Source organism: Acinetobacter sp. UC24323 (genome assembly GCF_024151445.1).
Taxonomy (GTDB): domain Bacteria; phylum Pseudomonadota; class Gammaproteobacteria; order Pseudomonadales; family Moraxellaceae; genus Acinetobacter; species Acinetobacter baumannii.
The window spans coordinates 414,368-426,693 of the sequence record NZ_JAHIBY010000002.1; the positions used below are offsets into that span (position 1 = coordinate 414,368).

Below are 12,326 nucleotides of genomic sequence, written 5' to 3' on the forward strand. Positions count from 1 at the left end.
TTTTAATCTATTTTCCCATTTCGGTTAAAGCTTGGCAGGTGGAAACCAGGTTCTTTATGCATCCAGACATAGAAAGCTCGGCCTGTTAAATTTTCTTCAGGTACGAAGCCCCAGAAACGACTGTCAGCACTTTGATCACGGTTATCCCCCATTGCAAAGTAATGTCCTTTCGGAACTGTTACTTCCCAATATAAACCGTCTTGGTTTGCATATTTACCATTATCAACATAGTTGATAAATGGTGCCTGACGCGCTACATTTACGCCTTCAAGCTCACGCATCGTAAAAGTATGATCACCAATTGTTTCTTTATGATAAATAGAAGTTGGTGTATCTAAAGCATCTTTTTCGCGACTAAACTGTGTTGGTACTTTAGGAATTTTTTGACCATTAATAATCAATTGTCCATGATCATAAACAATATGGTCACCAGGTAAACCAATTACACGTTTAATATAACTAATAGTGGGTTGTGGTGGATAACGAAAAACGATGACATCACCACGTTTCGGTTCACCGATATCAATCACTTTTTTATTGACGATAGGTAAACGGACACCATAGTCAAATTTATTAACTAAAATAAAATCGCCAGTCTCTAAGGTCGGAACCATAGAGTCTGATGGAATATTAAATGGTTCATAAAGAAATGAGCGAAGTACAAGCACAACAGCTAAAACTGGCCAAAAGTCATAGGCCCATGTAATAACAAAATTTTCGTTCTCTCGCCCTTTATTTGCACGCTGTTTAAAAACAAGCTTATCTAGCAACCACACTGCAAATAAAATCAGCGTAACAGGAACAAGAATTAAATTAAAATCAAAATCCACAGGACCTCACTCGCAGCTTAGCTGCTTGCCTTGCGGCTGGGAGAAGATAAGTTCATCCCAGCCTTTTCTCTTATCTTTCTACTTTCAAAACAGCTAAGAACGCTTCTTGTGGGATTTCTACACTACCCACTTGTTTCATACGTTTCTTACCTTCTTTTTGTTTCGCAAGTAGTTTCTTCTTACGAGACACGTCACCGCCATAACATTTTGCTAAAACGTTTTTACGCATCGCCTTCACGGTCGAACGAGCAATAATTTGTGCACCAATAGCAGCCTGAATTGCGACATCGAACATTTGACGTGGAATCAAATCTTTCATTTTCTCAACTAAAGCAATACCACGATGACGAGCATCATTACGGTGACAAATCATTGCAAGCGCATCGACCTTCTCACCATTAATTAACACGTCAACCTTAACTAAAGATGAACTCTCAAAACGAATAAAGTTATAGTCAAGTGAAGCAAAACCACGTGAACATGATTTAAGCTTATCAAAGAAGTCCATAACCACTTCAGCCATAGGAATTTCAAAAGTAATTGAAACTTGATTACCTAAGAATTTCATGTCTTTTTGTACACCACGGCGCTCAATACATAGGGTCATGACGTTACCTAAGTACTCTTGCGGTACAAGAATATGACACTCTGCAATTGGCTCACGCAAATCTTCAACAACAGAACCATCCGGCATTTTAGATGGACTATCAATATAGATCGTATCGCCTTTTTTAGTGACAGCTTCATACACTACCGTTGGCGCTGAGCTGATCAAATCAAGGTCATACTCGCGCTCTAAACGCTCTTGTACGATTTCCATGTGCAACATGCCCAAGAAACCACAACGGAAACCAAAACCAAGCGCATCTGAACTTTCAGGTTCAAAGAATAAAGCCGAGTCATTGATCTGTAGTTTTTGTAAGGCTTCGCGGAATGGTTCAAAATCGCTTGCATCAATTGGGAAAAGGCCTGCGTAAACCTGAGGTTTAACCTTTTTAAAACCAGGAAGTGAAGCTACTTCAGGGGTTGTTGAAAGCGTGATGGTATCACCTACCGGCGCACCAAAAATATCTTTAATACCCGCGATAACAAAGCCTACTTCACCAGCTTCAAGCATGCCAGTTTCAGTATGTTTAGGGTTGAATACACCTACCGATGTAACAATGTGAGTCTGACCAGTAGATTTAACCAACATTTTGTCGCCCTTGCGGATACGACCATCTTTAATACGAACTAAAGAGACAACACCTAAATAGTTATCAAACCATGAGTCAATGATTAATGCCTGTAAAGGAGCCTCACGGTCACCTGTTGGAGCAGGAATAACATCAACTAATGTTTCTAAAACACCTTCAACGCCTAAGCCTGTTTTTGCAGAACATGTAGGTGCATTGGTTGCTTCAATACCGATAATTTCTTCAATTTCGTGAATAACGCGCTCAGGCTCTGCTTGCGGTAAATCAATTTTATTTAAAATTGGAAGAACCTCGAGACCTTGCTCAATAGCGGTATAACAGTTTGCAACTGATTGTGCTTCTACACCTTGTGCAGCATCAACAACCAATAACGCACCTTCACAAGCAGCTAATGAACGAGATACTTCATAAGAGAAATCAACGTGTCCCGGAGTATCAATAAAGTTAAGCTGATATTCCTGCCCGTTTGGATGAGTATAGTACAACGTCACCGAAGCAGCTTTAATGGTAATCCCACGTTCACGCTCGAGCTCCATTGAGTCCAAGACCTGAGCTTGCATCTCACGATCTTGCAGGCCACCACACATCTGAATAAAACGGTCAGCCAAAGTAGACTTACCATGATCAATATGAGCGATAATCGAGAAATTTCGGATATTTTTGATATCAACGGATTTTTTAGCTTGCGCCATGGGCTACCTTGAGAAAATATAAAGTGCTATGTAGCTTGTTTTAATACATAGCCAAAGCGGTTTAACAAATTGCGAGAGATTATAGCAGATTGCAGAAATGAAAAAGATATAAATTATTTCTTTTAAAAAAAGCTTTTAAAGTTCTCTATATAATCAGCTATTGTTCGTCTGAGAAAAGTTAAATTAATACAGCTTCAACTCAAATTTGAGTAAATCACCCCCTAATGTATTAACAGTATGGTTGACTGTTGTTCCAATTAATTCAAATCCAAGTCTGTTTGCAACTTGTTGTGACCTCACGTTCTTTTCAAATATTTCAGCCCAAATATATTTTATTTTTTTCCTAAACAATTGCTCTTGCTTCAGATACTGAATTAATCCTATAAGTGCTTCTTGCATATAACCCACACCCCATGCATCAGGATGAAGCTCATAACCAATGACTACACCGAAATCATCATTAATTTGCTTAATACTGTTTACACCGCATGTGCCAAATATAATTCCATCATGTTTATGACGAATTGCATGCCTAAAACCTAGCTGCTGATCCCATTTCTTATGCATTTTTTCAATCAAAGCTTCTGCTTCCTCTAAGGAAGTAAAAGCTTTTAAATCATAGAATTCAAGTACTATGGAATTTGAAAATAATTCAAAAATGAACTTTAGATCATCTTCTTTAAGTTCATTTAAAATTAGTCTATCGGTTTCAATCGAAAATAAACGCTCCAAATTCCGACCTCTCTTAATTACTACTATATGAAACAGTGAAATCTAAAGGATTTATACTTGAATCAAGAGGTTTATAAGCCTGTGTAAAAGTCGGCGACATACGTTTAGGTCGACCTGAAGCAATTTCAATACATGCCCATTTGGTATTTCCGACGAACAAAATTGCCTGATCAGAAGGACGGAAAAAGGCATACTGACGAAATGAATACAGAGCATTAATATCATCTAGCCATGTCCGCAGCACAATTTCTTCCCCTTCAAACGCAGCTTTACGGTATTGCACATGGTGTTCAACCGCAACCATTGCATGTTTTAGCTCTAGATATTTGGTTACTCCTACCCCTAATGTTTCCACATGAGCAGCAGCGACGTCTTGCATCCACTGGACATACATTACATTGTTAACATGCCCTAAAGCATCAATATGCTGTGGCTGAACCTGAATATGTAAATCGAAAATACTGCTCACAAAACACCCACTTTAATCATTAAATTCAAAGCTAAAATTTAATTAGCTAGATCGAACATTATGCCGAATACAAATAATAAAAAACCACCCATTTTCAGGGTGGTTCATTTTTATAATATTTTACTGAATACGTAAACCAAGCATTGCTCGTTGTCCTTGACGAATAATCCCAACTCGCGCAACTGTATTTTTCGGCAAATTCGAAACAACTTTTGCAAAATCCTGACTATTTAGAATTTGAGTATTATTAACCTGAATAATCACATCGCCAGGAATGATATTTGACAATGATGCTAATCCACCACGGCGGACATCTTGTACATAAATACCACCTTTTATACCTAAAGCATTTTTCTCTGGCACAGCGAGATCACGAATACTCATTCCCAATACTGGACCTTTAGAAGCAGAGGCTTGATTACCGGTAGCAGGTGTTTCATCTGGTGCAGTTGCCAGTGTTGCCGAGATATTTCGGGTTTTATCATCACGTAAAACTTCAAACTGAACAGTTTGGTTTGGTTGTACTTTATTTAATGCATAAAGCAAATCACTAGTACGCAGTACAGAAGCACCATTTAATTTTAGAATAACATCGCCAGCTCTAAGCCCTGCTTTTTGAGCAGGTGAATTTGGAGAAACCTGAGTAATCAGAGCACCTTCCGGTTTAGGCAATTTATAGGCATCTGCAAGGTTACGGTCAATATCTTGCATCATAACGCCTAGGTATGAACGAGTCACTTTCCCTTTCGTTTTAAGCTGTTCAGCTACATCCATCGCAACATCAATTGGAATAGAGAAAGATAAGCCCATATACCCCCCCGTACCACTAAAGATACGTGAGTTCACCCCGACAACTTCACCATTTTGGTTAAACAATGGACCGCCTGAGTTACCAGGGTTCAACGCCACATCAGTTTGAATAAATGGTACAGAGGTTTCACCGCTCATGTTACGTGATTTAGCGCTGACAATACCTGCTGACGCTGAATAATCAAAACCAAATGGTGAACCAATTGCTAAAACCGGCTCTCCTACACGTAAACGGTCAACATTTCCTACGCGTAAAGCAGGATAGTTAGTTCCATTTACCTTTAATAATGCAACGTCTGTCCGCTCATCACTACCGACCACTGTTGCATCAATTTCACGACGGTCATTTAAAGTAATACTGATGCGGGAAGCATTTTCAATTACATGGTGGTTCGTAAGTAAATAACCGTCTTTACTAATAAAGAACGCGCTACCATATGCAGTTTTCTCTTGAGGACCTTGTTGCTGTGGAATGATGACCTGATTACCAAAGAAACGTTTTAAAATTTCAGGAACTTGCTGTTGTAACAGTTCATCCTGAGTCATTTTTTTTACAACGTTTACACTCACCACAGCCGGACTAACTTGTTCAACGAGGTTTGAAAAATCAACAGCAGCATTTGCTTGAACAGCAGCAACTGTAAATACCGCTGCATACATTCCTTGTTGTAAATAGCGAGATTTCATTCGGTGCTCACCCACAATTGGTCTACGAGAATAAGAATAAAACTTTTGTATCACAATGCTTTGGAATTGTGCGTAACAATATGTTTATTTGTAAGGCATCCTCATCAAGTTTATTTTACACATTGCAATTTTTTAAGCTAATTGCAATTTTTCTGTGACTTAGAGCGCTTAAGCTCTTGCCTTTTTAGGTAAAAAGGGGTGTCATTAGCGGACGTTTTAAATTGATGCGAATGGACATGCCTAATCAACAGACAATTCACCACTTTGACGTGATTATTGTGGGCAGTGGCGGTGCTGGTTTAAGTCTGGCTTTATCGTTACCAAGTCATTTTAATATTGCAGTTTTAGCTAAGGCTGCTTTAACTGAAGCAAGTACCTTCTATGCACAAGGTGGTGTTGCTGCAGTGCTTGATGAAACTGACTCTATTCAACAACACATTAATGACACTATGATTGCAGGTGCTCATTTATGTGAAATGGATGCAGTCCAGCATACTGTAGAAGGCGGTCGCCCTTCTGTTGATTTCCTTTTAAAGCAAGGTGTGCAGTTTACCTTAGATGAAGATGAACAGCTTCATTTGACTCGTGAGGGTGGCCATTCGCAGCGCCGTATTATTCATTCTGCTGATGCAACTGGCAAAGCTATTTCAACCACTTTGGTTGAACGCGCCAAAGAACGTAAAAACATCACTATTTTTGAAAACTATATTGCGATTGATTTAATCACGTCGCATAAGTTAGGTCATACAGAGCAGGCAAATCGTGCTATTGGTTTGTATGCACTAGATGAAAGTACTGAAAAAGTTCATACCTTCCTTGCCCCATTTACCGCACTTGCTTGCGGCGGCGCAATGAAAGCTTACCTTTATACATCTAATCCGGATATTGCTACTGGTGACGGTATTGCGATGGCATACCGTGCAGGTTGCCGTGTTGCCAATATGGAATTTAACCAGTTCCATCCAACCTGCCTTTACCACCCGCAAGCACGTTCTTTCTTAATTACTGAAGCCATGCGTGGTGAAGGTGCTTACTTACGTTTACCAGATGGCGAACGTTTTATGCTACGTTTTGACGATCGTGCAGAGTTAGCTCCTCGCGATATTGTGGCACGTACCATTGACCATGAAATCAAGCGTCTCGGTATTCGCCATGTGTGGTTAGACATTACACACAAATCACCTGAGTTTATTAAAGAGCACTTCCCTACACTTTATGCACGATTGCTTGAGCTAGGTATCGACATCACTAAAGATATGATTCCGGTGGTGCCGGCTGCACACTATACCTGTGGTGGTGTTGTGGTTGACTCAAATAGCCAGACTGATATTGAAGGTCTATATGCAATTGGTGAAACCTCTTATACGGGTTTACATGGTGCAAACCGTATGGCGAGTAACTCATTACTTGAATGCTTCGTTTATGGCATGAGTGCAGCAAAAGATATCGAAAGTAAGTTTGATAAAAACTTCAAATTACCGGAAGTACCCACTTGGGACGATTCTCAAGTAACCAATCCAGATGAAGATGTCGTGATTTTACAAAACTGGGATGAGTTACGTTCGACCATGTGGAACTACGTTGGTATTGTAAGAACCACAAAACGTTTAGAACGTGCGTTACACCGTATTGAAATGTTAAAACGCGAAATTAATGAATATTATCAAGATTATCGTGTCAGCAAGAACCTGATTGAACTGCGTAATCTTGTACTTGTTTCCGAAATGATTGTTCGCTGTGCCATGCACCGTAAAGAATCACGTGGCTTACATTATACACTTGATTATCCGGAAACTTCGAGCGAGATTCGTAAAACGGTTCTGACGCCTCCAAACTTTGCAGTAGAGCAACCTTTGGTGAATACCAGTGTATAAATAGTTTCTTTATAAAAAAGCACGGTTCATGCCGTGCTTTTTTATTACTTAAGATTTATGGTCTAGGTGGAATTGAGTAAGTCGCGGTCACATGTGCCACGGGTTCCTCTTGCCCTACTGAATAAATCCAGACCTCACCTACGACTAAGCTCTTTCCTACTTTCATGAGCTTACATTCACTGCGTAAGTCTTGATCACCTGCGGGTTTTCTCAGGAAATTAATATTAAAATTGGTGGTTACAGCTAAACCAATAATTCCAATTTCACCGAGTATTGCAATATATAAAGCAAAGTCTGCCAAAGTCATCATAGTCGGGCCAGATATAGTACCACCCGGACGTTGATGTCTTTGGTCAACGTGATAATAAACAACGGCAGCTTTAGAGGTGACTGATTCAATCGTGCAATGTTCCAAACTTTGTGGGAATTCCTTTTCAAGAAATGCCACAATTTCTTCTTTTGAGCTTTTCATCCTTGTTATTCTTCAATTTTAAACAGTAATTAAAATAGCATAAGATACTGCCCAATATTTTCTATGACGTTTGAAACCAGATTTCTTGTCATTTTTCACCACTCCCAGAGAAATGAGAGTGGCTTTTACTACTACTTATCCTAAATATTGCAAAGCTTGTTCGAATACCTGATCAGGACTTTGGGTAGCATCTAAACGTTTAATACGCGCAGGCTCAGCTTTCCATAAGGTTTCATATCCTTCACGAACCTTAGTAAAGAAGCTTAACTTTTCCTGTTCAAAACGGTCTAAAGCTCCGCGTTCACGTGCACGGTTCATACCGAGTTCAATCGGTGCATCTAACCAAAAAGTCACTTCTGGCATACGTGAAACGAAGTTCTGGTTTAAAAGCTGTAATTTGTCTTGGCTTAAACCACGACCGGAACATTGATAAGCATAACTCGCATCGGTAAAACGGTCACTTAATACAATTTTATTAGACTCTAATGCCGGCAAAATAACTTGTTGTAAGTGTTGAGCTCGTGCCGCATAAATTAAGAGCAGTTCGGTATCATGACTCATATTTTCATCATGATTCACTGCTAAAAGCATCGAACGGATTTGTTCTGCGAGTGGTGTTCCACCCGGCTCTCGAGTTAAAACAACTTGTTTACCTTGTTCTTCAAAATGCTGATGAATTTTTCGAATGAGTGTAGTTTTTCCTACCCCTTCCGTGCCTTCAAAGCTAATAAACATCTCTTTTCCTTATTTCTTCGATCTCAACACGGATAAATACTCTTGCACTGCTTGGTTATGTGCTTGCAAGTCTGCCGTAAATTTATGTCCACCATTACCAGTCGCTACAAAATAGATGTTATTTGAATCATCTGGATGTAACGCAGCTTCAATGGCTTTTTGGCTTGGCAGCGCAATTGGAGTTGGCGGTAACCCATTAATTGTATAGGTATTATATGGTGTTGGTGTACGTAAGTCTTCGCGAGTAATGTTACCCTTATAGTTTGCACCCATACCATAAATTACGGTTGGATCAGTCTGTAAACGCATACCGAGTTTTAAACGGCGCACGAAAACCCCTGAAACTTGTGTAAGTTCGTTATCGAGGCTCGTTTCTTTTTCAACAATAGAAGCCATGATTAAAGCTTCATACTTATCTTTATAAGGTAAATTTGGCGCCCGCTTTGCCCAAGCCGCATCTAAGGCTTTCATTTGACGATGATATAAATCGGTCAGGATTTTCTTATCAGTCTCACCTTTAGCAAAGAAATAAGTGTTGGGTGCAAACAGACCTTCAGGATGATGATAAGGAATACCTAAAGCCTTCATAAGCTGGTCATCTGGTAAATCCAATATCGTATTTTTTACATTTTTATCGTTTTTTAGTGCTGTAATCAGCTGCTTAAAAGTTGTTCCTTCAATCACTAGAACACGGTTCATCTGGGCATTATCAGCATCAGATAACATCTCTAATACTTGTCTTACGCTCATTCCCTGCTCTATCTCATATACACCAGCTTTCATACTGTCATGAATCATAAACTTTTGATAAAGCTTAAGTACAATTGGGAAATGGATTTTATTTTCTTTGGCTAAACGATCAATAAAACCAGAATAGGTCTCACCTGATGTGATCGATAGCATCTGCTTTTTCCCTTCAATAGGATAAGCTTTAAATAAACTTGACCATAAAATAGCAAAAATAGAAATTAAAACGATAAAACAGCCAATCAGCACTAACTTTTTTGGAAAATTAGATGCTGTTTTCTTGCCCTTTTTTTTAGCATTTTTTGCTTTCGCATTCACAGGTGGCTTCGGCATATTAATGAATCTGATTCAAGTTAAGAGTATGAAATAAATTTAGGCACGCCTGTGACTCTAGAATTTGTTCACTGATTTGAGTAACTACTCGCATTGGATGTAAAGCATTACAAAAGAATAGACTCTGTATTTGTGGTACTTCATCTAGCTCAATTATTCTAACTTCACAGGCAATTCCGTAGTGCTGCATACGCGCCAAAATTTCTGCACGCATCACACCGTGGACGCCATTATAGCGAAGTTCCGGAGTAATCCATCTATCATTTAAACGAATAAAACAATTACTGCTTACCCCTTCAACAATATAACCTTGTACATCAGTTACTAAAGCTTCAACCCAGCCTTGTTGATCTGCTTCTTTTTTTAGCAATACCTGCTCAAGACGGTTTAAGGATTTAAGCCCAACTAAACTCGGCATGGTTAAACCTAAAGTCTGATTTAAAACACCACACTGTATAAAATCTGGCTGGAACTGCTCCAATGCTTTTGGATAAAACCAGATATAAATATCTGCCGCATGCTTTGGCAAACTATAGCCACGATCACCTTCACCACGGCTAATCACAATTTTTAAAGTCCCGTTGAGCACGAGATTCTGATTTTGGAGATGCTGCAAACTTTGTTCGATTAACTCAAAATCTGCAACCAAAGATAATTTTTGGCAAGCAAGTTTTAGACGTTCCCAGTGCCGTGCTTTAAGCTCAATCTTATTTTGAAAAACACGAATTGTGGTAAAGCAGCCATCCCCATAATGAAATGCCCGGTCCAATAAAGGAATGGTCTCTACAGGTTGTCCATTTTTAAAACACCACATGCTTAATCCATCCTTTATTTAAAACCACCCAACAATACAACACCTTTCATTTAATTAATAAATGACTGATTTTAAAAAATTATACCGATTTAAGAGAAACTTTTGAAACTTGTTATATATCAAGATTTAAGAATAACTTATCCATTTTTATTATTTCTATATTTTTCATATTAAATTCGTTTTTTATTATTTTTTTAGAATAAAGACTAGCGCTATTCTGCGTTCATGTTTTGAACATTTCGTATTTTTTGAGGGGTTATCTCATGCGTTTTTCTCAGTTAAAAGTCGGGGTTATTGCTGCATTACTTTCTGTTTCATCGTTTGCAGCTCAAGAATTCTTAAACGTTTCTTACGATCCAACTCGCGAGTTATATACAGATTTCAACAAACAGTTCGGTACTTACTGGAAACAGCGTACCGGTCAAGATATTGAGTTTAAACAGTCACACGGTGGATCTGGTAAACAGGCCCGCGCTGTAATCGATGGCTTAAATGCAGATGTTGTGACATTAGCACTTGCTGCTGATATTGATGAAATTGCTGAAAAAGCAAAATTGCTTCCAACAGACTGGCAGAAAAAGTTACCGCAAAACTCTACTCCGTACACATCAACTATCGTGTTTTTAGTTCGTAAGGGTAACCCTAAACAAATTAAAGATTGGGGTGACTTAATCAAGCCAGGCGTGGAAATTATTACGCCAAACCCGAAAACTTCTGGTGGTGCACGTTGGAACTATCTTGCAGCATGGGCTTGGGCAAAACATCAAGCAGGTGGTAACGATGCAAAAGCACAAGAATTTGTTCGCCAAATTTATAAACACACCAAAGTTTTAGATTCAGGCGCCCGTGGTGCAACCACTACATTTGCTGAACGCGGAATTGGTGACGTATTACTGGCTTGGGAAAATGAAGCACATTTAGCTATCCGTGAACAACCAGGCAAGTTTGAGATTGTGACGCCATCTTTATCTATTTTGGCTGAGCCGCCAGTTGCAATTGTTGAAAAAAATGCAGCGAAAAAAGGCAACTTAACTATTGCAAAAGGTTACCTCAACTATTTGTACTCACCTGCTGGTCAAGAAATTGCAGCACGTAATTTCTACCGTCCTCGCAATGCAGCTGTACTCAAAAAATACAGCAATGTATTTAAGCCATTGAAACTTGTCACCATTGATAAAGAGTTTGGCGGTTGGACAAAAGTACAAAAGCAACACTTTGATAATGGTGGTGTTTTCGATCAAATCGTGAAAATCAATAGTGCAGAGAAGTAATTCTTTGTTCTAACGATAAGGAGAACAGACATGACACACACTGTAATTGTTCCGGGTGTAGGTGGAAGTGAACATCAACATTGGCAATCTTGGTTGCAGCGTCAACTCGTGTCTAGTTCTCGCGTTGAGCAAAAAAACTGGGATAGACCCGTATTAAGCGAATGGATTGAGCAATTCGTTAACACAGTTCAAGCAGTACAAACACCAGTCCAAATTGTTGCGCATAGTTTCGGCTGCCTAACTAGTGTTGCTGCCTTAGCAGAGCATCCAGAGTTACAACTTCAAGTTAAAAAACTGATTTTGGTTGCTCCTGCAAATCCGGCACGTTTTGGTGAAGCCGGATTTGCCCGCCATAGTTTGACTGACTACAAAGATTATTTTCATCAGCTAAAAATTAATGTGCCTGCAACGCTACTCATTAGTGAAAATGATCCATGGTTAGACTTTTTTGATGCTTTACAGCTTGCGAAATCTTGGCAATTAACCCCGATTAACCTTGGACAAGTCGGTCATATTAATGTTGCTTCAGGCTTTGGTCCGTTTCCTGACTTACTGAATCATCTACTTCCTGAAGACTCGATGTGTAGCCACTCATCTATTGATCCGGTAAAGACACATTTCTCTTTGAAATTTGCTTAATACCTAGCTTTATACCGCGCCGTTT

Annotated in this window: 12 protein-coding genes; 3 read left to right on the forward strand and 9 right to left on the reverse strand. The window is 39.2% G+C overall.

Translation table 11 applies throughout. The features are described 5' to 3' along the window. Nucleotides 1–2: 2 nt before the first annotated feature. From lepB to KNQ97_RS04680, 5 genes are all read right to left on the reverse strand, one after another. Nucleotides 3–830 (reverse strand): signal peptidase I, encoded by an 828-nt coding sequence (lepB, locus tag KNQ97_RS04660; RefSeq protein ID WP_000344900.1) that lies wholly within the window; start codon nucleotides 828–830, stop codon nucleotides 3–5. A gap of 70 nt (nucleotides 831–900) precedes the next feature. Then, nucleotides 901–2,718 carry a translation elongation factor 4 gene (lepA, locus tag KNQ97_RS04665; RefSeq protein WP_002069183.1) on the reverse strand — a complete coding sequence of 606 codons (1,818 nt, stop codon included), beginning with the start codon at nucleotides 2,716–2,718 and terminating at the stop codon, nucleotides 901–903. A gap of 183 nt (nucleotides 2,719–2,901) precedes the next feature. After that, on the reverse strand, nucleotides 2,902–3,450 hold the full coding sequence (locus KNQ97_RS04670; RefSeq protein ID WP_000440273.1) for a GNAT family N-acetyltransferase: 549 nt from the start codon (nucleotides 3,448–3,450) through the stop codon (nucleotides 2,902–2,904). A 13-nt stretch (nucleotides 3,451–3,463) separates the two neighbouring features. Next, nucleotides 3,464–3,919 carry a thioesterase family protein gene (locus tag KNQ97_RS04675; protein WP_000094835.1) on the reverse strand — a complete coding sequence of 152 codons (456 nt, stop codon included), beginning with the start codon at nucleotides 3,917–3,919 and terminating at the stop codon, nucleotides 3,464–3,466. 120 nt (nucleotides 3,920–4,039) lie between these two features. Next, nucleotides 4,040–5,416, reverse strand: coding sequence for a Do family serine endopeptidase (locus KNQ97_RS04680; protein ID WP_000842416.1), 1,377 nt, complete (start codon nucleotides 5,414–5,416; stop codon nucleotides 4,040–4,042). Nucleotides 5,417–5,646: 230 nt separating this feature from the next. On the opposite strand from KNQ97_RS04680, the gene nadB reads away from it, so the two are divergent. Next, entirely contained in the window at nucleotides 5,647–7,290 is a 1,644-nt protein-coding gene (gene nadB, locus KNQ97_RS04685) for an L-aspartate oxidase (RefSeq protein ID WP_253611930.1), read from the forward strand. A gap of 55 nt (nucleotides 7,291–7,345) precedes the next feature. On the opposite strand, the gene KNQ97_RS04690 is transcribed toward nadB, so the two are convergent. The 4 genes from KNQ97_RS04690 to pabC form a co-directional block, all read right to left on the reverse strand. After that, nucleotides 7,346–7,762, reverse strand: a complete 417-nt coding sequence (locus KNQ97_RS04690) for a PaaI family thioesterase (protein ID WP_000842540.1) — start codon at nucleotides 7,760–7,762, stop codon at nucleotides 7,346–7,348. Between the two features lie 135 nt (nucleotides 7,763–7,897). Further along, the gene (gene tmk, locus KNQ97_RS04695; RefSeq protein ID WP_031961087.1) at nucleotides 7,898–8,497 is read right to left on the reverse strand and encodes a dTMP kinase; all 600 of its coding nucleotides are present in this window, start codon (nucleotides 8,495–8,497) and stop codon (nucleotides 7,898–7,900) included. Nucleotides 8,498–8,506: 9 nt separating this feature from the next. Further along, the gene (gene mltG / locus KNQ97_RS04700; protein WP_253611931.1) at nucleotides 8,507–9,577 is read right to left on the reverse strand and encodes an endolytic transglycosylase MltG; all 1,071 of its coding nucleotides are present in this window, start codon (nucleotides 9,575–9,577) and stop codon (nucleotides 8,507–8,509) included. A gap of 1 nt (nucleotide 9,578) precedes the next feature. After that, nucleotides 9,579–10,391, reverse strand: a complete 813-nt coding sequence (pabC, locus tag KNQ97_RS04705; RefSeq protein WP_000263429.1) for an aminodeoxychorismate lyase — start codon at nucleotides 10,389–10,391, stop codon at nucleotides 9,579–9,581. Nucleotides 10,392–10,654: 263 nt separating this feature from the next. On the opposite strand from pabC, the gene KNQ97_RS04710 reads away from it, so the two are divergent. Together KNQ97_RS04710 and KNQ97_RS04715 are read left to right on the forward strand one after the other, a co-directional pair. Next, complete coding sequence (locus KNQ97_RS04710) at nucleotides 10,655–11,662, forward strand: sulfate ABC transporter substrate-binding protein (RefSeq protein ID WP_001212600.1); 1,008 nt, start codon at nucleotides 10,655–10,657, stop codon at nucleotides 11,660–11,662. Nucleotides 11,663–11,692: 30 nt separating this feature from the next. Beyond that, nucleotides 11,693–12,301, forward strand: coding sequence for an alpha/beta hydrolase (locus KNQ97_RS04715; RefSeq protein WP_000149921.1), 609 nt, complete (start codon nucleotides 11,693–11,695; stop codon nucleotides 12,299–12,301). Nucleotides 12,302–12,326 lie beyond the last annotated feature (25 nt).